This is a genomic window from Arthrobacter sp. 49Tsu3.1M3 (genome assembly GCF_900168135.1).
Taxonomy (GTDB): domain Bacteria; phylum Actinomycetota; class Actinomycetes; order Actinomycetales; family Micrococcaceae; genus Arthrobacter.
In genome coordinates this window covers 24,325-48,010 of sequence record NZ_FUZD01000025.1, presented here as the reverse complement: position 1 = coordinate 48,010, position 23,686 = coordinate 24,325, and the positions used below count along the sequence as shown (strand labels likewise).

The following is a 23,686-nucleotide window of genomic DNA, read 5'->3' as shown; positions in this document are numbered from 1 at the left end:
GGCAGCGTTCCGGATACCGACTCGACGTTGGAGGATTAGATGGGCCAGCTGTCCGGACCGACCGACCCCGCCGCCGATGCCCGGTGGGATAAGCAGCAGCCGCGCAAGGGGTTCTTCACAGACACCTCCGTCTGCATCGGCTGCAAGGCGTGCGAAGTGGCCTGCAAGGAGTGGAACCACAACCCCCACGACGGGAACCTGGAGCTGCTGGAATCCTCCTATGACAACACCGGAGGGCTCGGCGCCAGCACCTGGCGGCATGTCGCCTTCGTTGAACAGGGCCAGGAACGCATTACCGAGGCGCGGGAGTCCGGGCGCGCGCTGGTCAACCTCGGCATGCCCCGCATCGGCCCTCCGCCGACGGCAGCGTCCGCCGGGCCGGACCTGGCGAACGTGGATACGACGCCGCCGGACACGGCAGACTTCCGTTGGTTGATGTCCTCCGATGTCTGCAAGCACTGCACGCACGCCGGGTGCCTGGATGTCTGCCCGACCGGAGCGCTTTTCCGCACGGAGTTCGGCACTGTGGTGGTCCAGGACGACGTGTGCAACGGCTGCGGAACCTGCGTCGCCGGGTGTCCGTTCGGCGTGATTGAGCGCCGCAGCGACGGCATGGTGGCGGTGGCCGCCCAGCGGGAGGAGCAGCACGCCAAGCATCCGGCCGACCCCAACGTCGGCGTCGCCCAGAAGTGCACGCTGTGCTACGACCGCCTGGTCAACGATGAGACGCCCGCTTGCGCGAAAGCCTGTCCGACGACATCCATCAAATTCGGCAACCACGACGACATGGTGGAGACGGCCCGGGAACGGGTGGCGTCCCTGCACGAGCAGGGACTCACGGAGGCCAGGCTCTATGGTGCCAACGAACTCGACGGCGTCGGCGGAACCGGCGCGGTCTTCCTCCTGCTCGACGAACCCGAAGTGTATGGACTTCCGCCGGATCCGAGAGTACCCACAGCCGATCTGCCGCAGATGTACCGGCGGGCAGGTATGGCCGTCGCCGGCATGGTCGCCGCTGCGGCGCTGGCTTTCCTGGGAAGGCGCGCATGACCCACTCTGAGTTCGACAGCTTTCGGCCGCCCGAGCCTGCCCGCGGTCGCCGGGCTGGCGGCAAGCGCGGCACCGGACGGCGCGACGGCGGTGACGGTTCGCGTGAAATGCCTATGGTCCCGGAGCCGGAATTCACCTCGTACTACGGCCGTCCGGTGGTCAAGCCGGCACCCTGGACCGAAGACGTGGCCGCCTACCTGTTCCTTGGCGGTGTCGCAGCCGGTTCCGCGCTGCTTGGTCTCGGCGGCCAGCTGACCGGGCGGCCGACGCTGCGCCGGAATGCCCGGTTGAGTGCCTTGACGGCGGTGAGCTTCGGTGCTGTTGCCCTGGTGAAGGATCTGGGCAGGCCGGAGCGCTTCCTGAACATGCTGCGGACCATCAAGCTGACCTCGCCGATGAGTGTGGGCTCGTGGATCCTCAGCGCCTTCAGCGTCGGCACGGCCGTCTCGGCGGCAGCGGAAATCGATCGGATGACCGGGACGCGGTTGCCGCTGGGTCCGTTGCGGAACTTGCTGCAAGCGGTCGAGGGACCGGCCGGCTTCGAGGCCGCGTTTTTCGCCGGACCGCTGGCGGCGTACACGGCGGTTCTGCTCGGTGACACGGCCACACCCACCTGGAACGCCGCGCACGAGGAATTGCCATTCGTTTTCGTGAGTTCCGCGGCCCTCGCTTCTGCCGGGCTCGCGATGATCACTACTCCGGTCCGTGAGGCGGGTCCGGCCCGAAAACTTGCTGTGCTGGGCGTGATGGGTGACGTGGTTGCCATGCGGGTGATGGAGCACCGGATGGACCCGGTGGTGGCCGAGCCCCTGCACCAGGGCAAGGCAGGTGTCATGCTGAAATGGAGCGAGCGGCTGGCGGCTGCGGGCGGACTGGGGGCACTGCTGGGCGGACGCAACCGGGCGGTGGCCGCGGCTTCGGGACTGGCACTGCTGGCCGCCTCGGCGCTGACCCGGTTCGGCGTGTTCGAGGCCGGCCTTTCTTCTGCCAGGGATCCGCGTTACACGATCGAACCGCAGAAGAACCGTCTCGCCGCCCGCCGCGCCGCCGGCATCACCGGCGATTCGATCACTACTGCCGGCTGACGGGTCTGCCGTGGTTTAGGGGCTCCCGGGTTCAGCCGATCTCGATGCCCTGACCGACGACGGTATGCCCGATCACTGGATAGCCTGGCACCTCGCCGACGACGAGCAGGCCGCCGGAGGTCTGTGCATCGGCCAGCAGCAACAGGTCGTCTTCGGTGACGCCAGCGGCGGGCCGTAGGTGCGATCGAACCCAATCGAGGTTGCGCCGCGTCCCGCCGGAGACAAAGCCGTCCCGCAACGCCTCCCGGGCGCCCTCGACGAGTGGCACCGTCGTCCGGTCGATCACTGCCCCCACTCCGGAGGCGCGGCACATCTTGTACAAATGTCCAAGCAGGCCGAAGCCCGTCACGTCCGTGGCCGCACGCACGCCGGCCGCCACCGCGGACTCGGCGGCGTCACGGTTGAGACGCGACATCGTCGCTACCGCTTCGGCGAACACTTCACCGGTCTGCTTGTGCCGGTTATTGAGCAGTCCGACGCCGATCGGCTTGGTGAGCGTGAGCGGCAGCCCGGGCTGGGCGGCGTCGTTGCGCAGCAACCGGTCGGGATGGGCGACGCCGGTGACCGCCATGCCGTACTTCGGCTCCGGATCGTCAATCGAATGCCCGCCAATCACCGGGCACGCCGCCTCTGAGGCGACGCTCAGGCCGCCGCGGAGTACTTCAGTCATCAACTCCAGCGGCAGCACGCCGCGGGGCCAGCCGACGAGATTGATCGCCATGATCGGGCGGCCGCCCATCGCGTAAATGTCCGAGAGCGCGTTGGCGGCAGCGATCCGGCCCCAGTCAAAGGCATCGTCGACCACGGGAGTGAAGAAGTCGGCGGTGGACAGTACCGCCAGGTCGCCGCGCACCAGGACGGCTGCTGCGTCGTCGCCGCTGTCAAGACCGACCAGCACGTCCGCGCCTGGCTGGCCGGTAAGGCCGCGCACCGCTTCTTCGAGCTCGCCGGGCGGAATCTTGCACGCGCACCCACCACCGTGGGCGTAGCCGGTGAGCCGGACTGCGCCGACGCCGTCGTTGTTATGTTGCGGAATAGACGTCTCGGTCTCTTTCACTCCCCTAGGTTACCTCCGTGGGCGATCTGCTAGATTGATCCCGGTGGCGTCCGGGTCCTGGTGGGCCCCCCGGTCTTCAAAACCGGTGAGGCTGAGTATCTCGGCCTGGCGGGTTCGATTCCCGTCCGCCTCCGCCAACCACCGGCATGCAATGCCGCGGAAGGAAGAGGGACTGTGGACCAGGTCGATCCCCGCCGCCTGATTCCGCGCACCGACGATCTGCTGGCCCTGCCGGCCGTCCGCGCGGCCCGGAAACGCCTGAGTGCACGGCTCATCCGCGAACTCGTCCGGCAAACCCAGGAGCAGGCGCGGCGTGGTGAACTCGATCCCAGCCAGGTGGAACCGGCCCTGCTGGCCGCTGTCGCTGCCCGCACGGCGACCAGCCTGCGCCCGGTGCTCAACGCAACCGGCGTAGTCGTCCACACCAACCTCGGCCGCGCCCCGCTCTCTGCGGCCGCGGTTGAAGCACTTGTCGCAGCCAGCGGCTACGTCGACGTGGAGCTCGACCTGGCAACCGGCAGCCGTGCCCGCCGCGGCGCCGGTGCCCGGGCTGCATTGCTCGCCGCCTGTCCCGCTGCCGAGGACGCTCTGGTGGTCAACAACGGGGCTGCGGCGCTGGTGCTGGCCACCACGGCCCTCGCCGCCGGCCGGGAAGTGGTGGTGAGCCGCGGCGAACTGGTTGAGATCGGTGCGGGCTTCCGGCTGCCGGACCTGATCGAATCAACGGGCGCGACGCTGCGCGAGGTGGGCACGACGAACCGGACGCACCTGCGGGACTACGCCGACGCCCTCGGACCGGCCACCGGCTGCGTACTCAAGGTCCACCCGAGCAACTTCCGGGTGGACGGATTCACCTCCGCTGTTCCATTGGACGAACTGAGCCCGCTGGCCGCCGCGCACGGGGTTGCCCTCGTGGCCGATCTCGGGAGTGGACTGCTGGCGCCCGATCCGCACCTTCCCGAAGAACCGGACGCTGCCACCGCGCTGGCCAGCGGGGCCGACGTCGTCATCGCCAGCGGGGACAAACTGCTGGGCGGACCCCAGGCCGGTTTGCTGCTCGGCCGGACGGAGATCATCTCCCAGCTGGCACGCCACCCTCTCGCCCGAGCGGTACGGGCCGACAAACTTGCCCTCGCGGCGCTGGAGGCGACGGTCGCGGGCGAACCACCACCAGTTGTCCGGGCCCTGCACGCCGACCCGGAGTGGTTGCGGAACCGTACCGACCGGCTCGCCGCGGCCCTCGGGGTACCGGTCGTCACGCACGACGGCCGGGTCGGCGGCGGCGGAGCACCCGGTGTCGCCTTGCAGGGGTGGGCGCTCCGGCTCCCCGAAGCGCTCGCGGGCCCCTTGCGTACCGGCGACCCGGCCGTGCTCCCGCGTGTCCACGACGGCTCCTGCCTGCTCGATCTGCGCTGCGTGCCCGAAGAGGACGATGACCGGATACTCGACGCGGTGCGCCAGGCGCTGGTGACCCTCACGGATTCGGATGCAGGCAGGGCGGGCTGAACGATGCATGTCGTTGCCACCGCCGGACACGTCGATTGCGGCAAGAGCACGCTGGTGCGCGCGCTTACCGGCATGGAGCCGGACCGCTGGGAGGAAGAACGGCGCCGTGGGCTGACCATTGACTTAGGCTACGCCTGGACCACGTTGCCTTCCGGGCAGGATGTTGCCTTCGTGGACGTACCGGGCCACGAACGATTCATCGGGAACATGCTCGCCGGAATCGGACCCGCTCCCGTTGTCTGCTTCGTCGTCGCTGCCGACGAAGGCTGGCAGGCGCAGTCAAGCGACCACCGGGACGCCGTCGCGGCGCTGGGCATCGAGTACGGCGTCGTAGTCATCAGCCGCACCGACCGGGCGCCCGGGCAGATTGGTGAAGTGCTCGCCCGGACCCGCAGAGAGCTGGCCGGGACAGGCCTGGCTGATGCGCCCGCAGTGGCTGTGTCTGCAGTCGAGGGCACCGGCCTGGCCGAACTGCGTGCCACTCTCGACGGCGTTCTGGCCGGGGCGCCCGCCCCCGCCACCACAGGGCGGCTCCGGCTGTGGGTGGACCGCTCGTTTAGCATCAAGGGTGCCGGAACCGTGGTGACCGGAACTTTGGCAGCGGGAACGCTTGCTCAAGGTGACCGGCTGCAGCTGCTTGGCCACGATGGTTCGCGGTCCGTGGTGGTCCGCGGCCTGCAAAGCCGCGACACGTCATACTCCTCGCTGGGGCCGGTCAACCGGGTGGCACTGAACCTGCGCGATGTTTCCACCGCCGACGTCCGCCGGGGAGACGCGCTGGTGACCCCCGACGCGTGGCCCGTCACGGGCGTCCTGGGCATCCAGCGCACCACCGGCGTGGCCTATACGGATGTACCGGAGCATCTCATGGTGCATGCCGGCACTGCTGCCGTGCCGGCCCGGCTGCGTCCCTTCGGTGCCGACCACGCCCGGCTTGTTCTGGATCGGCGCCTGCCGCTCGTTCTCGGAGACCGTCTGGTGCTGCGGGACCCCGGGACCCGCGCGGTGCTGGGCGGCGCGCAGGTGCTCGACGCCGATCCGCCGGCCTTGCGGCGGCGCGGTGACGGGGTCCACTGGGCTGAGCGGCTCGCAGGCATGGACGCCGCCGGAGACGTACTTGGGGAAGTGGCAGGCCGCGGGGCCGTGCAGGAAGAACACCTGCGTCGGCTCGGGCTGTTGTCTGCGCATGAGGGGGCGCCCCCCGGCGTCCGGGTTCTCGGCGACTGGTGGGTGCACGCTCCCCTCTTCGAGGCATGGCAGCATCGGCTGCGTACGGCGCTCGGGGAACTGCATGAGGGCGATCCCCTCGCCCCGGGCCTCTCCCGGGGCGCGGCCCGGGACCTCCTCAACCTGCCCGATGAGCGGCTTCTTGACCCGGTCATCCGCGAAGCAGGTCTCGAACAGGAGGGCGGCCACGTCCGGCTGCCAGGGACCCAAGGCAACCTTGGCGCCGCCGGGCCGGCGGTCGCCGAGCTGGAGTGCAGGCTCACTGCAAACGCCTTCCATGCCCCGGAAGCCGCTGAGCTGGCCGCGCTGGGCCTGGGCGCCCGGGAACTCGCTGCCGCCGAGCGCGCCGGGCGGCTGCTGCGGTTGCGCGATGGGGTGGTGCTGCTGCCTACGGCCCCGGCCTTTGCGATGCGCGAACTGGCCCGATTGGAGCAGCCCTTCACCACGAGCCAGGCACGCCAAGCCCTCGGCACAACTCGACGGGTCGCGGTTCCGTTGCTTGAATATCTGGACTCACGCGGCTGGACCCGGCGCCTGGATGCCGGTCACCGCACCGTCGTGCGGTGACCGTCCCCGGGTCAGACGCTGGGCTCGGGTTCGACCAGCACCAGGATCGTGTCCGGGCGTACCCCGTCGAATTTCATGGCATCGGCCGCTGCCTCGGACTCCATCATTCGCTGGAAGGTGTCCATGTCCGGGACTTCGACGATCAGGCCGACGCGGTTGGTTTTCCCCGGGTCGACAAAGGTTCGAACAGTCATACCCATAGGTCCGAAGAGTTCCTGGCGTCGCGGCGAGCTGAGCCAGTGGTCAACGTCGTCGACCTCATGGAAGATCAGTAGAGTTGCCATCGTTGCCTCTGCTTTCGAAAGCGGGATCAGGAGCCGGATTGGAAGGCAATCGCAGGGAGCTCCTAATCCAAGCAGAAATTACCACGGCCGCCTTATCTTCGATAGGCAGCGAGAAAAGCCGCCCGCGGCCGGGCCGCACACCAAGCCGCCAAACAAAGCTGAGACACCACTAACTCCGAATCTCACACACAGGAGCATATAGGCGGAGGACCCGTCGGCGTCCCGCCGGAAGAGACGGTGCCCGCACTGAAGTTGCGCAGCCTCAGCAGCGCGAACGCCGGTCAGTGCGAAGCCTGGTTGGCCCAGCCTGCATGCTCGAGCGCGGCTGCGGCAGTCCGTTCCGGCGCCAGCGCACTGTCCCAGCGCGCCGCATCTAGGCGGGCGCCATTGATGTCCGCGGAGGCCTCCGAGGCGAGCCAGAGCAGCGCCCCAGCGCTGGCGCAACATGTGCGGCACGGCCGCCTTTGCCATCAGGAACGCACCGTTGACGTTGGTATCGACGATCGTCCGCCAGGTGTCGCTGTCGACCTCCCAGAACCGCGTTCAGACGCGATCTCACCCGAGAACTGCTGTCCGATCTGCGGCGCATCGATGCAGGAACCAGAATAACGAGACCCAAACCCGAGAGGCCTTGGCCGCATCCGCCACCACGCTGCAGGAGCCCGGCGCTGAGGCCGGGCTCGACCCCGCCGGGTATCAGCTCGCGCAGGAGCCGGTGCAGGCGGTTGAGGAGTCGGGCGCGTTCGTGGCCGCGGTCAGCGCGACGTTCGGCCAGCAGGCACAGAATGGTGCTCTGGTTTCGGCGGTGACTGGGCACAGATTCTCTTGCCGGAGTGCAGTGACGGCAACAGCGAATGCATCGGCCGGATCGCTTTTGCGGCCACCTCCGATGGAAGGGACTCTGACCTTGATGGCCAGAGTCGATGGGGACAGAAGGTGAATGCGACTACAGCACTCCCCCGATCGGTCCTGGCAAGCCTACAAAGCGGGCCCTGCACGATTTACCGTGCAGGGCCCGCTAAAACTGCAGCTACTTGGAAGACTTCCAACTAGACGCTCAGTTTCTTCCAGGTAGGGTGCCATTCTTCCATTAGGTCGACACCTCACACCAAGATCTATGCTCGGCGCCAAATAAGTCGTCACTCACACTCACAACTAAGTCGAGAGTACGTTTTCAAAAGTCGCGCAAACTTTGCAAAAGTCGCAGCAACAACTAGACGTTCAGGTCACACACACTGTCCTAGAAGTCCCAGTCATCATCCTCAGTGTTGACAGCCTTGCCAATCACATACGAAGAACCCGAGCCCGAGAAGAAGTCGTGGTTCTCGTCCGCGTTCGGCGACAGGGCCGAGAGGATCGCCGGGTTCACGTCAGTGACGGAAGCCGGGAACATGGCCTCGTAGCCCAGGTTCATCAGTGCCTTGTTGGCGTTGTAGTGCAGGAACTTCTTGACGTCCTCGGCCAGGCCGACGGAGTCGTAGAGGTCGTGCGTGTACTGGACCTCGTTCTCGTAGAGCTCGAAGAGCAGCTCGAAGGTGTAGTCCTTGATCTCCTGCTTCCGCTCCTCGAACAGGCCCTCAAGGCCCTTCTGGAACTTGTAGCCGATGTAGTAGCCGTGCACGGCCTCGTCGCGGATGATCAGGCGGATCAGGTCGGCCGTGTTCGTCAGCTTGGCCCGTGAGGACCAGTACATCGGCAGGTAAAAGCCGGAGTAGAAGAGGAAGCTCTCCAGCAGCGTGGAGGCCACCTTGCGCTTCAGGGGGTCGTCGCCCTGGTAGTAGTCCATGACGATCTGGGCCTTCTTCTGAAGGTTCTCGTTCTCGGTGGACCAGCGGAACGCCTCGTCGATCTCCTTGGTGGAGGCCAGCGTGGAGAAGATGGAGGAGTAGCTCTTGGCGTGCACGGACTCCATGAACGCAATGTTCGTGTAGACAGCCTCTTCGTGCGGGGTGAGGGCGTCCGGAATCAGCGAGACGGCGCCGACGGTGCCCTGGATGGTGTCCAGCAGGGTCAGGCCCGTGAACACGCGCATGGTGAGCTGCTGCTCGTCCGGGGTCAGCGTCGCCCACGACTGCACGTCGTTGGACAGCGGCACCTTCTCCGGCAGCCAGAAGTTGTTGACCAGGCGGTTCCAGACATCCACGTCCTTGTCGTCCTGGATGCGGTTCCAGTTAATGGCTTCAACGTGGCTAAGCAGCTTGACCTTCTCGGTCATGTCATCCCCTCAAGGTTGGGTTTAGTTCTCTAGTTAAAGCGTACGACGGCGGGCGGGCGCCCGCCGTCGTACTGTCACGATTTAGTTGAAGCTACAGCATGCAGCTGACGCAGCCCTCTACCTCGGTGCCTTCCAGCGCGAGCTGGCGCAGACGGATGTAGTAGATGGTCTTGATGCCCTTCTTCCAGGCATAGATCTGGGCCTTGTTGATGTCGCGCGTGGTGGCGGTGTCCTTGAAGAACAGCGTCAGGGACAGGCCCTGGTCCACGTGCTGCGTTGCAGCGGCGTAGGTGTCGATGACCTTCTCGTAGCCGATCTCGTACGCGTCCTGGTAGTACTCCAGGTTGTCGTTCGTCAGGTACGGCGCCGGGTAGTACACGCGGCCCAGCTTGCCTTCCTTGCGGATTTCGATCTTGGACGCCACCGGGTGGATCGAGGAGGTGGAGTTATTGATGTAGGAGATCGAGCCGGTCGGCGGGACAGCCTGCAGGTTCTGGTTGTAGATGCCGTGCTCCATGACGGAGGCCTTCAGCTCGCGCCAGTCATCCTGGGTGGGGATGTGGATGTTCTTGAACAGCTCCGCGACCTTCTCGGTCTGCGGGACCCATTCCTGCTCGGTGTACTTGTCGAAGAACTCGCCCGAGGCGTACTTGGACTTCTCGAAGCCGCCGAAGGTCTGGCCGGTCTGGATGGCCAGCAGGTTGGAGGCGCGGACCGCGTGGAACACCACCGAGTAGAAGTAGATGTTCGTGAAGTCCAGGCCCTCTTCGGAACCGTAGTGGACCCGCTCGCGGGCCAGGTAGCCGTGCAGGTTCATCTGGCCGAGGCCGATCGCGTGGCTCTGGTCGTTACCGCGGGCAATCGAGGGCACCGAGGTGATGTTGGACATGTCCGAAACAGCCGAGAGGGACCGGATGGCCGTTTCGATGGTCAGGCCGAAGTCCGGCGAGTCCATGGTCTTGGCGATGTTCAGCGAGCCCAGGTTGCAGGAGATGTCCTTGCCGGTCTGGTCGTAGGACAGGTCATCGTGGTACGTCGTGGGCTGGGAGACCTGGAGGATCTCCGAGCACAGGTTGGACATGATGATCTTGCCGTCGATCGGGTTTTCCCGGTTCACGGTGTCCTCGAACATGATGTACGGGTAGCCGGATTCGAACTGGATCTCGGCGAGGGTCTGGAAGAACTCGCGCGCCTTGATCTTGGTCTTCTTGATCCGGGAATCGTCGACCATCTCGTAGTACTTCTCGGTGACCGAGACGTCGGAGAACGGCATGCCGTAGACCTTTTCGACGTCGTACGGGGAGAACAGGTACATGTCCTCGTCCCGCTTGGCGAGCTCGAAGGTGATGTCCGGGATGACGACGCCGAGCGAGAGGGTCTTGATGCGGATCTTCTCGTCCGCGTTCTCGCGCTTGGTGTCCAGGAAGCGGTAGATGTCCGGGTGGTGCGCGTGCAGGTACACCGCGCCGGCACCCTGGCGGGCACCGAGCTGGTTGGCGTAGGAGAAGCTGTCCTCGAGGAGCTTCATCACGGGGATGACGCCGGAGGACTGGTTCTCGATCTGCTTGATCGGCGCGCCGACCTCGCGGATGTTGGTCAGCGCGAAGGCGACGCCGCCGCCGCGCTTGGAGAGCTGCAGCGCGGAGTTGATGGACCGGCCGATCGACTCCATGTTGTCTTCGATGCGGAGCAGGAAGCAGGAGACCAGCTCGCCGCGCTGGCGCTTGCCGGCATTCAGGAACGTCGGGGTGGCCGGCTGGAAGCGGCCTTCGATGATCTCGTCCACCATCTGGGTGGCGAGCTTCTCGTCGCCGCGGGCCAGGTGCAGGGCCACCATGCAGACACGGTCCTCGTAGCGCTCCAGGAAGCGCTTTCCGTCGAACGTCTTCAGCGTGTAGGAGGTGTAGAACTTGAACGCGCCGAGGAAGGTCTCGAAGCGGAACTTCTTCTTGTACGCGCGGTTGTAGAGCTCGCGGATGAAGTTCATCGTGTACTGGTCGAGGGTTTCGCGCTCGTAGTACTCGTTCTTGACGAGGTAGTCGAGCTTTTCCTCGAGGTCATGGAAGAACACAGTGTTGTTGTTCACGTGCTGCAGGAAGTACTGGTGTGCGGCCTCGCGGTCGGCCTCGAACTGGATTTCTCCGCTGGGGCCGTAGAGGTTCAGCATGGCGTTCAGCTCGTGGTAGCCCAAGCCCTTGTAGGCGGCCGGCATCTCGTGCTTTTCCTGCTTTTCGACGGCGGTGGCCGCGTGCGTGCCCGCGCCTGCGCCCTCAGTTACTGCTTTGTCTGCGACAGTCGTGTCCAAAACTCTTCCAATCCTTGTTGTACGCGGTTGACGTCTTCCGGCGTCCCCATGAGTTCGAAGCGATATAGGTGCGGGACCTTGCACTTGGCGGCGATGATGTCGCCGGCCATGCAGTAGTTGTCCCCGAAATTGGTGTTTCCTGCGCCGATCACTCCGCGGATCAGCTTCCGGTTGCCCGGATCGTTCAAAAACCTGATGACCTGCTTTGGAACAGATCCCTCTCCCCCGGTGCCGCCATAGGTCGGGAGCAACAACACGTAGGGCTCCCGGGCCACCAGCGGAGCGTCCCTCGGGTAGAGGGGGATCCTGGCGGCGTCGACGCCCAGCTTCGCGACGAAGCGTGCGGTGTTCTCGGAGGTGGAGGAAAAGTAGATGAGCCGGCAGTGCGTTGTGGTGGCCGGTGCTGCTGCGCTGACCGCTTCCCCGCCGTCAGCCGTGGCAGCCACCCGATCTTCAGTTCTTACAGCCACGGCGGTCACCTCATCTACCGTGAATTCTTGCCTGGTAGCGGCGTCCTGGACTTTTCAGGCGACAGGGCGTTTCAGGCTACAGCGACGGCGGCAGCCTGCGCCAGTTCTTCGATCTTGTCCGGGCGGAAACCTGACCAGTGGTCCTGGCCGGTGACGACAACGGGAGCCTGCATGTAGCCCAGGGACTTCAGGCGCTCAAGGGCTTCCGCGTCCTGGGAAATGTCGACGCTCTGGTAGGCGATGCCCTTCTTGTCCAGCGCGCGGTAGGTCGCGTTGCACTGAACGCAGGCCGGCTTCGTGTAAACCGTAACGGTCATGGTCCTGTCCCCTTTGTTGAAGTTCTGTGGAGCGCAATCCCGGCTCCGGATGTCCCGCGCTGATGCTCTGCTGGAACTGTATGTCGATACTACATGTAGTGCAAGAGCCTCATGTGGACCCCAAGATGATGTATTACAAGTATGTCATTTAACCCACCTTTAATCCACAGGAGGGGGCCCGCCAAATGTCCGGATTTCCGCCGTTTTGGCGGACGAAATCCACACCCTGTGGAGTAGTTAGCCACATTAATCACGCCCGCGTGTCGCACCGCAGACGGCGTGTCGCGCGCCGCCGCGGGGACCCGGATCGGTGGCGCCGGCCACTACCTCTGGTGTCCGGGCACACGAAAGAGGCGGGCACCGTGGTGCCCGCCTCATGCGGTTCGTGATTGTTCTAACACCGGAGCTAAGAGGCGGAGTCGAGCACGATCTGCTGCACGTCGAGGTAGCCCGTTTCAAACCCTGCCCGGGAGTAGCAGAGGTAGAACAGCCACATCCGCTGGAAGACCGCGTCGAAGCCCATGGCCCCGACCTCGTTTTCGCGGGCCATGAACCGTTCCTCCCAGAGCCGCAGCGTCTGGGCGTAATGCTCACCCATGGCGAGGCGTTCGCGGACGCGCAGTCCGGTCTGCTTCGCGGTGATGTCCTCGATGGCGCGGACGGACGGAATGACCCCGCCCGGGAAGATGTACTTGTGCACCCAGGTGTAGCTGGTGCGGGTGGCCATGAGCCGGTCGTGGGCGATCGTGATGGCCTGAATGGCCACCTTGCCGCCCGGGGCCAGGACCCGCTCGATGGTCTGGAAGTAGGTGGCCCAGTATTCGAAGCCGACGGCCTCGATCATTTCGACCGAGACGACGGCGTCGTACTCGCCCTCCACGGCGCGGTAGTCCTTGAGCTCGATCGTGACGGCGTCGGCGTAGCCGGCCTCGGCCACGCGCTGGCGTGCCAGTTCCTGCTGCTCGCTGGAGAGCGTCACAGAGTAGACGGTGGCGCCGCGGGCGGCGGCGCGCAGGGCAAGCTCTCCCCAGCCGGTGCCGATTTCCAGGACCCGGGTGCCTTCCTTCACGCCGGCCTTGTCCAGCAGCCGGTCAATCTTGGCCTGCTGCGCGGCGGCCAGCCCGTCCCAGGCCACGTTCCGCAGGGCGTCGCCGCTTTCCGGGAAGAGGGCGCTGGAGTAGGTCATGGTGCTGTCCAGGAACGAGGCGAAGAGCTCGTTGGAGAGGTCGTAGTGACGGGAGATGTTGGAGCGGGTGTTCTTCTCCGTGTTCCGCTCCCTGCGCGGCTGGCGCGGCAGGTACAGGCCGCGCAGCTTCTGCAGCGGCTCAGGAACGAGCGTGCCGACGCGGGAGGCAAACACCTCCATGACGGCGGTGAGGTCATCGGCGTCCCAGTCGCCGGCCATGAAGGACTCGCCCAGGCCGATCAGGCCGCCGTCGCCGAGCCGGGTGGCGAAGGCGTCGGGCCGGTTAATGGTCATGACGGGGTAGGCGGCGGACCCCTCATCAGAGGGAGCTTTGCCCAATACTGTGCCGTCCGGGTACCGGACTTCCAGCGGCAGCCTGCGCACGGCCGCCTTGAAGATGGCGTCCGCGGCGCGTCCGGCCACACGGGCCTTGAGGCTCGCGGGCACCGTGGCGATGCTCGGCCAGACGGCGGCGTCGATGGTGGCGGGAGGCTGGGGAACGGTGTACGGCACCCTGCCGGTGACGAGCCCGCTGGTGACGGCGCTGCCGGTAACTGCGCTGCCGTCTACTGCGCTGCTGCGCGTGGTGCCTTGTGCCCGTCCCGTACCGGATCCGGTCGCTTCGGTCATTGTCACTGAACTGCCTCCTGTGAAGGGTGGTGTGGTTTCTTGATGATGGGCAGGCGGCGCGCCCACAGCTTGATGCCCTGCCAGCGGATCTGTGCCGCGACACGCAGCGGGGCCGCGGGTACGGCGAGCGCCGCGGACACGATGTTCCGCACGCTCGCTTCGCGCCTTACGCCGTCCATGGTGGCGATGAAGGGCTGCTGTCCCTCCCGTTCCAGGACGATCGATACGGCCAGCCGTTCGCCGGGTTCGGGGAGCTTCATGCGGTACTCGCCGTCGACGTCGTTGAACGGCGAGACGTAGAACGCCTTCGGGACGCTTGCCCTGCCCGTGGCGTCGGTTTCGAGGAGGTAGCAGTGCCGCTCCCCGTACGTGTTGTGGACCTCGGCGACGACGCAGCGCAACTCACCGGAGGCGCTGTGGCACCAGAACACGCTCAACGGGTTGAACACGTGCCCGAACACCCGGGCGCTGGCAAGCATGGTGATGCGTCCGCCGTCGAGCTTTATCCCCTGGGTGGCAAGGTAGCTTTCCACGTTGCCGCGCAGGGTGCCGTCCGGATCGCCGAGGTGGTCCTCCACCCGGAAGCCGGCCAGCGGCCGCAGCAGGCGCGGCAGCCGCGGGAGATGGTCGACGTCGACATACCAGCTGTAGCTGCGGTAGGTAAACGCGTTGCGCAGCGGCGTCCGCCGCACATGGGCGATGGCGGTGCGGTAGATGGCCGCGCCGTGGAGGGCGGCCGGCTGGATGGTGGCCGGCGCGCTCATGGCACCTCCACCGTGGCCGGCTGAACTGCGGCCGGCTCCTCTGCGGCCGGCTGAAGGTCCGGGTCCACGGCCACCGTGCCGATGTTAACTGGGAGCTGGTCCCAGTCCCGGCCGAGCCGGGCAGCGGCCTGAAGCCCGGACAGGGCGCCGTCCTCGTGGAATCCCCAGCCGTGGTACGCACCGGCGAAGGCCAGCCGCCCGTCGCCGAGTCCGAGGATCCGCTGCTGCGCCGCGAGCGACTCCGGCGTGTACTGCGGGTGCTCGTAGACCATCCGGTCCAGGACCGTGGCGTCGTCGATCAGTTCGGATTCGCCGAGGCTGACGATGTACCGGCCGCCGTCGACGGGTTCCAGCCGCTGCAGGCGGGTCATGTCGTAGCTGACCAGGACCTTGTCCGGCCGGGCGTCGCAGGACGGCAGCCGGTAGTTCCAGGAGGCCTGGGCGTTGGGGCTGGCCGGCAGCACGGCCTCGTCACGGTGGAAGAGCGTCTGGTTCACCGAATACGGCATGCCGCCAAGGGCGGCCCTCTCGGCAGCCGAGGCGTCGGTGAGCATGCGCAGGGCCTGCGCCGGGTGGGTGGCGATGACGACGGCGTCAAAGGTCTCGCGCACGGTCCCGGCACCGAGCGCGGACGTGACGTCCACGCCGTCGGCGTGCCGGTGCACCGTGGTGACCGGGCTGGCAAGCCGGATGTCCGGCAGGGTCGCGGCGACCTTGTCGACGTAGCTGCGCGAGCCGCCGGTGACGGTCCGCCATTGCGGGGAGCCCTTGACCCCGAGGAGGCCGTGGTGGCCCAGGAAGGTGAACAGGTAGCGGGCCGGGTAGGCCAGGGCGGTGGTGGGGTCGCAGGACCAAACGGCGCTGACCACGGGGGTCATGAAGTGCGAGATGAAATAGCTGCTGAACTTCTCCTGGGCCAGGAACTCCCCCAGGGTGAGCTCGTGTCCGGCGACGGCCGTGCCTGCGCCTGCGGCGGGCTCGGCCAGCAGGGCGCGGGCCCGGCGGTGGAACCGGGTGACTTCCAGCAGCATCCGCAGGTAGCGGCCACGCAGCAGGGTTGATGGCCGGGGAATGATGCCGCGCCCCTTGGCCCGTGCGCCGGCGTATTCCAGCCCGCAGCCGTCGCAGCGGACGGACATGCTCATTTCGGAGTCCTGGGTTTCGACGCCGAGCTCGGCGAACAGGCGCAGGAGCGTGGGATACGTCCGCTCGTTGTGGACGATGAAGCCGGTGTCCACGCCCAGCGTGGGTCCGTTCTGCTGCGGCACATCGTGGGTGTGGGCGTGGCCGCCGAGCCGGGAGTCGGCCTCGAAGAGCGTTACCCGGTCCTGCCCGTTCAGCACGTACGCGGCGGTCAGCCCCGCCACTCCGCTGCCGATGACGGCGACGCGCCGGCCTGCCGGAATCCCTGCTGCTTGCGACACTGATCTGCTCCTGTTGTCTGGCCCAAAGTCTCTTATGGGCAATTCGTGGCCGCTGGCCGGCCGGATGAGTATGAATTTGGGATTTTTCAGTTGTGTTGTCAGACCGTCGCCAGTGACGCGGTCATCTGCCACGTGGGCTGGGTTCCTCGGATTCTCCTGCATGGGCCCGGCCCCGCAGCGCAGACTTTCCGTGCAGACATACCGGCAGACGTATCGGCAGACATACCAGCACGGCCGCCGGAGGGCCGGATATGCCACAATGAAGCGGGAATTCCGGTCCGTCTCCGTGGACCCGCAACCAGGCGAAGGGCAGCCCTTGATCAACCCCGTCCATCTCCGGACCCTTGTGGAAGTGATCCGGCTTGGATCGTTTGCCGCCGCCGCCACCCGGTTGGGCTACACGGCTTCGGCCGTCTCCCAGCAAATGTCGGCCCTGGAACGCGACACCGGCGTCACCTTGTTCCAGCGCGCGGCCCGCAGCATCCAGCCGACCGAAGCCGCCGTCGTCATGACCCGGCACGCCGCCAAGGTCCTGACGGACATCGAGACGCTGATGGCCGCCGCCTCCCGGGCGCAGGAAAGCCCCAGCCAGGAGCTGCGGCTGGGCATCTTCCCGAGCCTGGCCACCTATGTGCTGCCGCCGATCCTGCAGAACCCGGCCTGGAAGAAGCTCGGCATCGACCTGCGGGTCTCGGTCGCGGAACCGGCCCAGACCATCCAGGGGCTGCGGACCGGCGGCGAACTCGACGTCGCCCTGGTGTACCAGGTGGGACAGTCCGGCCTCGCCTGGCCGCACACCGTGGACCGGCAGTGGATCGGCGACGACGACTTCCGTGTGGTGCTGCCGGCGGCCTGGGGCATCGGCACGGATTCCAAGGTGGCCGCACCGCACCTCTCGGACATGCCCTGGATCATGCACCACCCGGGCACGTCCGACGCCACGGTGATTGAACGGCTCTTCGCGAGCTGTAACCTGCACCCCCGCGTGGTGGCCTACAGCGATGACTTCCACGCGAGCCTCGAGATGGCCGCCGCCGGGCTCGGCGCCGCCCTGGTCCCGGAGCTCGCCCTGCGGCACCGGCCGGCCGGCGTGGTGGTCCTCGATGTGCCGGAGATCCGGCTGGCACGGAATGTTTTCGCCCTGCTGATCAACGAGAAGCGGACGGCGCAGGTACAGCTGTTCGTGGAGCTGCTGGCCGAGACGATGCACCGGCTCGGGACCGCGCGAAAGGACTGAGCTGGAAGGACCGGGCTCAAGGAACCGAGCTCAAGGAACTGGGCTGAAACGACCGGGCAGCGGTGTGTCGAGGTCGAATGCCACGGCGTGGAGGCCCGGGCGGGCCGGCCGGCGTTCAGCGCTTCCTGGCCCGCTTCCCGACCGGCGCCACGAGTGCGTCGATGATCCGGTGCTTGGTCCGGGTGTACGGCGGGTAAATCAGTTCCAGCGTGTCCGGCCACACCGGCTTATCCAGGGTGGGCCGCTCATGCGAGAACGTCCGCACCGAATGTTCCCCGTGGTAGGCGCCCATGCCGCTGCCGCCGACCCCGCCGAACGGCAGCCCGGGGACGGACAAGTGGGCCGCCGGGACGTCGAAGCACAGGGCCCCCGAGGAGGTCCGCCCGGCGAAGGCGCGGCGCGTCTGCGGATCGTTGCTGAAGACGTAGAGTGCCAGCGGCTTGGCGCGCCCGTTGACCTCCTCGATGGCCGCGTCGAGGCCGCCCACGGGCACCAGTGGCAGCAGCGGCCCGAAGATTTCCTCCGCCATGACGGCGTCGCCGGGCGCCGGGCGCAGCAGAGTCGGCGCAAAGTAGCGGCTGGCGGCGTCGCGCTGTCCGCCGTGCACCACCGTGCTGGCGTCGGCGAGGGCCGCGAGCCGTGCGAAGTGGCGGTCATCGACGATCCGGCCGTACGACGGGCTCGCCGCCGGGTCCGGTCCGAAGAGCGCCGTAACGGCCTTGATCAGCTCGGCCTGCAGCGGCTCCAGGATCTCCTCCCGGGCCAGGACGTAGTCGGGTGCGACGCACGTCTGCCCGGCGTTCATGAACCGGCCCCAGGCGATGCGTTTGGCCGCCGTGGCAAGGTCCGTGGATGCATCGACGTAGGCCGGGGACTTGCCGCCGAGCTCCAGCGTCACCGGGGTCAGGTGCTCGGCCGCCGCGCGCATGACCACCTTGGCCGCGGCTTCTCCCCCGGTGAAGAAGATGTGGTCGAAGCGTTCGGCCAGGAGGGCGGTGGTCTCCGGGATGCCGCCCTCAACCACTTCGGCGGCGCCGGCCAGGTATTCGGGAATCCAGCGGGCCAGCACCGCCGAGGTGGCCGGGGCGTGTTCGCTCGGCTTGAGCACCACGGTGTTTCCCGCGGCCAGAGCGCCGGCGAGCGGGGCGAGCAGCAGTTGCAGCGGGTAGTTCCACGGCCCGATCACCAGCACCACGCCCAGCGGGGTGAGTTCGGTCCAGGCGCGGGCCGGGCGCACTGCCAGCGGCACCGGCACGCGGCGGGGCCGCAGCCAGCCTTCGAGGTGCCGCTCCAGGTGCGCCGCCTCGGCGTCCACGAACCCGATTTCCGCGAGCTGCGCCTCGGTGTGGTGCTTGCCCAGATCGCGGGCGAGGGCTCCGGCGAAGTCCGCGTGGCGCTCCGCGAGCATGCGCCGCAGCCGGCGCAGCTGATCCAGCCGCCAGGTGAGCGGGCGGGTGGTTCCGGCGTCGAACGCGGCCCGGGCACGGCCGACGGGTGAGATTACATGCTGCATCCGATCAATGTACAGTCATGCGGCCGTAGGCCGGTCCGGTACCGGATAAAACCCTCCCAACGCTGGAATGGTCCGGTTTTCAGGACTATGTTGAAGATATGAACAAGGTAGCGAGCAAGCACTTCGGCGAGGTCGAGCTCAACCACGGACGGGAGCATAATCTCACCGCCACGCATGAGCTGGCGGGCCAGACCGTGGAGCTTGACTTGAATGTCAACGCGCATGACCATTTCGATGAAGCCGCCATGCATAAAGTTGACTACCGACTGCGCTTCCTGCCCGAACTCGTGGACCAGGTCCGCGAAATGATCGCCGAGGAACTGGACCAGGAAGGCACCAGTCCGCAGGAGTACCGCCACTTCCATTGCAACGCGATCAAGGACGAACACCTCAAGAAGGTCTTCGGCGTCGAGGACAAGAGCCAGCTGACCGACGAGGTCTTCCTCAAGGCGCTCAAGCTCGGCCACGTGGGCATCTACCCCGGCCAGCCGGAACGCTACTTCGTCCTCGATTTCACGCTGGGCCAGCACTTCACCGACGAGGTCCTCGTCGCCTCCGCGGATGAGGACGGCGTCGTCGACGACGAAATCCTCTGGGAGTCCTGACTCGGGATTCCTGAGTCGCTGGTAATCCTGCATCGGGGATCCTGCATCGAGTGCTCCGTAGATGCCCTTCCGGGCGCTCAAAACGGCGGCTGCTCAGCAATCGATGATCAAAAACGTACGACGCCGGCCGGTCACCTTGGAGGGTGACCGGCCGGCGTCGTTTCTGCGTGAAGCGGGCTCCTTGGCGGCTGCTTGCCTGGTGGCCCGTTACTTGGCGGCTGAGAGCAGTTCGGCGCGGACCGTCCTGGTGGCCGTGACCAGGTTGCGCAGGGACTCTTCAGTCTCAGCGTAGCCGCGGGTCTTCAGGCCGCAGTCCGGGTTGACCCAGAGCTGGCGGGACGGGACGTGCTTGACGGCGGTGCTGAGCAGTTCGGTGACTTCCTGCTCCCCGGGGACGCGGGGCGAGTGGATGTCGTAAACGCCCGGTCCAACGCCGCGGCCGAAGCCGTGGGACTCGAGGTCGTGGACGACCTCCATGCGGGAACGTGCCGCCTCGATCGAGGTGACGTCGGCGTCGAGGCCGTCGATCGCGTCGATGATGGCGCCGAACTCGGAGTAGCACAGGTGCGTGTGGACCTGCGTGGCGTCCGCGGCACCGGCGGTGGCGAGCCGGAAGGACTTCACGGACCAGTCCAGGTACGCGGCCTGGTCGGCCTTGCGCAGCGGCAGGAGCTCGCGCAGGGCGGGCTCGTCCACCTGGATGACCTTGATGCCGGCGGCCTCGAGGTCGGCGATCTCGTCGCGGAGTGCCAGTGCCACCTGGTTGGCGGTCTCGCCGAGCGGCTGGTCATCGCGGACGAAGGACCAGGCAAGGATGGTGACCGGGCCGGTGAGCATGCCCTTCATCGGCTTGCTGGTCAGGGACTGCGCGTACTCGGCCCACTTCACCGTGATCGGGGCGCTGCGGGTGACATCGCCCCACAGGATGGACGGCCGGGTGCAGCGCGAGCCGTAGGACTGGACCCAGCCGTGGACGGTGACATCGAAGCCTTCGAGGTTCTCGGCGAAGTACTGGACCATGTCGTTGCGCTCGGGCTCGCCGTGGACCAGGACGTCGAAGCCGAGCTCTTCCTGCAACTCCACGACGCGCTTGATCTCGTCCTTCATGAGCTGCTCGTACTGCTCCGTGGTGAGGTCGCCGCGGTTGGCGCGGGCCCGGGCGGTGCGGATTTCCGAGGTCTGCGGGAAGGAACCGATGGTGGTGGTGGGCAGCGGCGGCAGGTGCAGCGCCTTCTCCTGGGCTGCCTCGCGGACGGCGTAGGCGGAGCGGTTGAAATCGGCGCCGGTCAGGGCAGCGGTGCGGGCCCGGACGTCACCGCGGCGGACGCCTTCGGCCTCGGCGCGGGAGGCGATGACGCGGGTGGCCTCGTCGATCGCGGGCTGGACGGCTGCTTCGTCGGTCAGCAGACCGGCGAGGGTGACGACTTCAACGGCCTTCTGGTCGGCGAAGGCCAGCCAGCTGCGCAGCTGCTCGGAGAGCTGGACTTCCTCGTCGACGTCGTGCGGGACGTGCTGGGTGGAGGTGGAGGTGCTGATGGCCAGCTTGGCCACCGACTTCTTCAGTTCGGCGACCTTCTTCGCGGACGCGGCGAGGTCGTTGCGCCAGATGTTGTGGCCGTCCACGACGCCGGCGACGAGGGTCTTGTTGCCCAGCGCGGCCAGGGCCGCGGCGGACGGGACCTCGCCCTTGAAGACGTCCAGGTGCAGGGCGTCGATGCCGGTGGCGGCGAGGGTGCCGAGCTGGCCGTTGAGCGCGCCGTACGGGGTGGAGACGAAAAGCTGCGGGCGCTGGGCCGGGGCGGCCAGGGCCTCGTAAGAGCGGGCAACTGCGGCCTGGATTTCCACGGCCGGCGTGTCCTGGTCCACCACGAGGGCGGGCTCGTCGAGCTGGGCCCAGCTGGCACCGGCCTCGGCGAGCTTCTGAAGCAGTGCCGTGTAGACGGGGAGGATGTCCTCCAGGCGGGACAGCGGGCTGAAGCCGGCCGGGGCGTCGTCGGAGGCCTTGCTCAGCAGCAGGAACGTGACCGGGCCGACGATGTACGGGCGGGTCTCCACGCCGTTGGCGAGGGCGTACTCGAATTCCTCGACGATCCGGTTCGAGGTCAGCGCGAAGTTGGTCTCCGGCCCGATTTCCGGCACGAGGTAGTGGTAGTTGGTGTCGAACCACTTGGTCATTTCCAGCGGCTGCTGGTCCTTGTTGCCGCGGGCCAGGGTGAAGTAGCCGTCGACGTCGAGATGGCCCTGCGCGTTGAGGAGGTTCCCGAAGCGGGCCGGCACGGCGCCGAGGTGGGCGGCGGCGTCGAGCACCTGGTCGTAGTAGGAGAAGGTGCCGGGTACCGCGGCGGCTTCGGTCAGGCCCAGGCCCTGGAGCCGCTTGGCGGTGCCGAGCTGGATTTCCTTGGCGGCAGCGTCCAGGGCAGCGGCGTCGATCTTGCCGGCCCAGTAGGCCTCGACGGCCTTCTTGAGTTCGCGGCGGCGGCCGATGCGCGGGTAGCCCAGGATCGAGGCGGACGGGAAGGGGGTGATGGGAAGTTCAGTCATGGGAAGTCCTTGGTGTTGGTGGTTCTGTACGGAGGGAAGTTGTTGTGCCTAGCTGGCGAGCTGGCCGCTGGCGGCGCTCCGGGACGCGTTGATGCGGCCGGCGCCGTGCCGGTTGCCGCTCTGCCGGTTGCCGCTGTTCTTGTTGCCGCTACGCGGGCGGGGCAGCGCGAGTTTGTCCAGCACGTCCAGGGCCGCGGCATGCTCATTGAACGTGTAGAGGTGGATGCCGGGGGCTCCGGCGTCCAGGGCTGCGTTGGCGAGATCGACGGTGGCGCTGACCCCGATCCGGGTCCGGTCGGCGTCGGTATCGGCAGCCGCGAGGCGTTCAATCAGTTCCGGGGCCGGTTCGACGCCGGTCAGTTCGCCGAGCCGGGCGAGCCGCCGGAGGCTGGTGAGCGGCATGACCCCGGGGATGATCGGGATGGTCACCCCGGCCCGGCGGGCCCGGGCCAGGAGGTCGGCGTACTGTTCGGTGTGGAAGAAGACCTGCGTGATGGCGAAGTCGGCGCCGGAGCGCTGCTTGGCCAGCAGGACCTCGACGTCGTGCGCTTCACTCGGGGATTCCGGGTGCCGGGTCGGGTAGGCGGCGACGCCGACCGCGACCCTGCCTGCGCACAGCAGCGCCGAGCGGCGCTGCTCCACGCGGCGGATGAGTTCGATCAGGTCCTGGGCGTACCGGAGCGATCCCGGCGGCGGGATTTCTCCATCCTTGGGCCGGTCGCCGCGGAGGGCGAGGATGCCGCGGACGCCGACGTCGAGCAGTTCGCCGATGATCTCCGCCAGTTCCTGCGGGGAATTCCCCACGCAGGTCAGGTGGGCCAGGGGCCGGAGCGTCGTTTCCTGCACGAGCCGGTTGACCAGATCGACGGCGGTGCTGCGGTTCGAGCCGTTGGAGCCGTAGGTCACGGACACGTAGTCCGGATCCGTGGCTTCCAGCTCGCCGATGGTGGTCCAGAGGGATTCCGCGGCTGCGGGCGACCGCGGGGGGAACAGCTCGTAGGACAGCGCAACAGGGGCCGCGCCGGCAAGATTGGGATGGGTATCGATAAGGCTTGGTGGTGACATTTGCGTCCTTGGCTTTGAACACTGCCGTCGGGAGATCCGGAATCCCGGAGGACCGGAACCAGAAACGGAAATTCCGTCGTCAGTGAATTGAGTTTGGGGAACACGGAGGGAACTTCAGCAGGGCGCAGCCGCGACTGTTACGCCTGATTCGAAGTTGTCCGTGAGCAAATGTCAGGCCCACATGGGGGCACCCACACCCTCCTGGGCCGCCCGGGGGCAGCTTTCAGCGGAGGATCGCTGACACGTTACTGAGGTAACTTGTAAAGAACTCTAAGGCCGGGCGGTGGGACCCTTCAAGTCGGCCCCCGAATTAAGACGCACCTTTACGGCCGTTTGCGGCGACGGGCAGAATAATGTTCGCCCAAGGCGGCATTTTCGCCCCACGCGGGCCGCTCTCCCCAACGCACCCGGGCAGGACTATCCTGTTGCCATGATCCAGCTTCCAGCCAGCTACCAGCAGTACCTCGCCGGCAAGAGCGAGAGCTTCATCAACACCGTCCGGCCAGTCCTCATGCAGTCGGCCGCAGAGAGGTTGCACGGGGTCCGGATTCTCGTGCTTCCGCACGGACACCAGGCGCATCTGGATGACACCATCCCGTATGGGACGGTGGTTGAGGACATCGACTGACGCCCGGTTA

Annotated in this window: 19 protein-coding genes and 1 tRNA gene; 8 read left to right on the top strand and 12 right to left on the bottom strand. The window is 67.0% G+C overall.

Annotated elements, in window-relative coordinates:
• Positions 1-39: 39 nt before the first annotated feature.
• Together B5X90_RS18930 and nrfD are read left to right on the top strand one after the other, a co-directional pair.
• On the top strand, positions 40-1,050 hold the full coding sequence (locus tag B5X90_RS18930; RefSeq protein ID WP_079555459.1) for a 4Fe-4S dicluster domain-containing protein: 1,011 nt from the start codon (positions 40-42) through the stop codon (positions 1,048-1,050).
• Positions 1,047-2,135, top strand: coding sequence for an NrfD/PsrC family molybdoenzyme membrane anchor subunit (nrfD, locus tag B5X90_RS18925; RefSeq protein ID WP_079555458.1), 1,089 nt, complete (start codon positions 1,047-1,049; stop codon positions 2,133-2,135). Before B5X90_RS18930 ends, nrfD begins: the two co-directional genes overlap by 4 nt.
• A gap of 31 nt (positions 2,136-2,166) precedes the next feature.
• Here the strand turns inward: nrfD and selD are convergent, their stop codons facing one another.
• A complete protein-coding gene (selD, locus tag B5X90_RS18920) occupies positions 2,167-3,192 on the bottom strand; it encodes a selenide, water dikinase SelD (RefSeq protein WP_079555457.1) in 1,026 nt (341 codons plus the stop codon).
• Between the two features lie 42 nt (positions 3,193-3,234).
• Between selD and B5X90_RS18915 the strand changes: the two genes are divergently transcribed.
• The 3 genes from B5X90_RS18915 to selB all read left to right on the top strand — a co-directional run bounded on the left by B5X90_RS18915 (position 3,235) and on the right by selB (position 6,492).
• A tRNA-Sec gene (locus tag B5X90_RS18915) sits at positions 3,235-3,329 on the top strand.
• 37 nt (positions 3,330-3,366) lie between these two features.
• On the top strand, positions 3,367-4,698 hold the full coding sequence (selA, locus tag B5X90_RS18910; protein WP_079555456.1) for an L-seryl-tRNA(Sec) selenium transferase: 1,332 nt from the start codon (positions 3,367-3,369) through the stop codon (positions 4,696-4,698).
• Between the two features lie 3 nt (positions 4,699-4,701).
• A complete protein-coding gene (selB, locus tag B5X90_RS18905) occupies positions 4,702-6,492 on the top strand; it encodes a selenocysteine-specific translation elongation factor (protein ID WP_079555455.1) in 1,791 nt (596 codons plus the stop codon).
• 11 nt (positions 6,493-6,503) lie between these two features.
• Here the strand turns inward: selB and B5X90_RS18900 are convergent, their stop codons facing one another.
• The 8 genes from B5X90_RS18900 to B5X90_RS18855 all read right to left on the bottom strand — a co-directional run bounded on the left by B5X90_RS18900 (position 6,504) and on the right by B5X90_RS18855 (position 16,087).
• The gene (locus tag B5X90_RS18900) at positions 6,504-6,776 is read right to left on the bottom strand and encodes a hypothetical protein (protein WP_079555454.1); all 273 of its coding nucleotides are present in this window, start codon (positions 6,774-6,776) and stop codon (positions 6,504-6,506) included.
• 1,240 nt (positions 6,777-8,016) lie between these two features.
• Positions 8,017-8,991, bottom strand: coding sequence for a class 1b ribonucleoside-diphosphate reductase subunit beta (gene nrdF / locus B5X90_RS18885; protein ID WP_079555451.1), 975 nt, complete (start codon positions 8,989-8,991; stop codon positions 8,017-8,019).
• A 91-nt stretch (positions 8,992-9,082) separates the two neighbouring features.
• Positions 9,083-11,203, bottom strand: a complete 2,121-nt coding sequence (nrdE, locus tag B5X90_RS18880) for a class 1b ribonucleoside-diphosphate reductase subunit alpha (protein ID WP_079555476.1) — start codon at positions 11,201-11,203, stop codon at positions 9,083-9,085.
• 62 nt (positions 11,204-11,265) lie between these two features.
• On the bottom strand, positions 11,266-11,670 hold the full coding sequence (nrdI, locus tag B5X90_RS18875) for a class Ib ribonucleoside-diphosphate reductase assembly flavoprotein NrdI (RefSeq protein WP_223916943.1): 405 nt from the start codon (positions 11,668-11,670) through the stop codon (positions 11,266-11,268).
• A gap of 167 nt (positions 11,671-11,837) precedes the next feature.
• Positions 11,838-12,083 (bottom strand): glutaredoxin-like protein NrdH, encoded by a 246-nt coding sequence (nrdH, locus tag B5X90_RS18870; protein WP_079555449.1) that lies wholly within the window; start codon positions 12,081-12,083, stop codon positions 11,838-11,840.
• Between the two features lie 406 nt (positions 12,084-12,489).
• Positions 12,490-13,899 (bottom strand): class I SAM-dependent methyltransferase, encoded by a 1,410-nt coding sequence (locus B5X90_RS18865; RefSeq protein ID WP_218670214.1) that lies wholly within the window; start codon positions 13,897-13,899, stop codon positions 12,490-12,492.
• Positions 13,900-13,901: 2 nt separating this feature from the next.
• A complete protein-coding gene (locus B5X90_RS18860) occupies positions 13,902-14,663 on the bottom strand; it encodes a DUF1365 domain-containing protein (RefSeq protein ID WP_079555448.1) in 762 nt (253 codons plus the stop codon).
• Positions 14,660-16,087, bottom strand: a complete 1,428-nt coding sequence (locus B5X90_RS18855) for an NAD(P)/FAD-dependent oxidoreductase (RefSeq protein WP_079555447.1) — start codon at positions 16,085-16,087, stop codon at positions 14,660-14,662. Before B5X90_RS18855 ends, B5X90_RS18860 begins: the two co-directional genes overlap by 4 nt.
• Positions 16,088-16,403: 316 nt before the next feature.
• On the opposite strand from B5X90_RS18855, the gene B5X90_RS18850 reads away from it, so the two are divergent.
• Positions 16,404-17,324: a LysR family transcriptional regulator gene (locus B5X90_RS18850; protein WP_018773333.1), complete on the top strand. Its 921-nt coding sequence runs from the start codon at positions 16,404-16,406 to the stop codon at positions 17,322-17,324.
• A gap of 115 nt (positions 17,325-17,439) precedes the next feature.
• Here the strand turns inward: B5X90_RS18850 and B5X90_RS18845 are convergent, their stop codons facing one another.
• The gene (locus tag B5X90_RS18845) at positions 17,440-18,837 is read right to left on the bottom strand and encodes an aldehyde dehydrogenase family protein (protein WP_079555446.1); all 1,398 of its coding nucleotides are present in this window, start codon (positions 18,835-18,837) and stop codon (positions 17,440-17,442) included.
• A gap of 98 nt (positions 18,838-18,935) precedes the next feature.
• Here B5X90_RS18845 and B5X90_RS18840 point away from each other — a divergent pair, with 98 nt between their 5' ends.
• On the top strand, positions 18,936-19,442 hold the full coding sequence (locus B5X90_RS18840; protein WP_026537142.1) for a DUF2004 domain-containing protein: 507 nt from the start codon (positions 18,936-18,938) through the stop codon (positions 19,440-19,442).
• Between the two features lie 207 nt (positions 19,443-19,649).
• Here the strand turns inward: B5X90_RS18840 and metE are convergent, their stop codons facing one another.
• Entirely contained in the window at positions 19,650-21,983 is a 2,334-nt protein-coding gene (gene metE / locus B5X90_RS18835) for a 5-methyltetrahydropteroyltriglutamate--homocysteine S-methyltransferase (RefSeq protein ID WP_079555445.1), read from the bottom strand.
• A gap of 48 nt (positions 21,984-22,031) precedes the next feature.
• Positions 22,032-23,048 carry a methylenetetrahydrofolate reductase gene (locus B5X90_RS18830; RefSeq protein WP_079555444.1) on the bottom strand — a complete coding sequence of 339 codons (1,017 nt, stop codon included), beginning with the start codon at positions 23,046-23,048 and terminating at the stop codon, positions 22,032-22,034.
• Between the two features lie 430 nt (positions 23,049-23,478).
• Here B5X90_RS18830 and B5X90_RS18825 point away from each other — a divergent pair, with 430 nt between their 5' ends.
• Positions 23,479-23,676 carry a hypothetical protein gene (locus B5X90_RS18825; protein ID WP_018773338.1) on the top strand — a complete coding sequence of 66 codons (198 nt, stop codon included), beginning with the start codon at positions 23,479-23,481 and terminating at the stop codon, positions 23,674-23,676.
• The last annotated feature ends 10 nt before the right edge of the window (positions 23,677-23,686 follow it).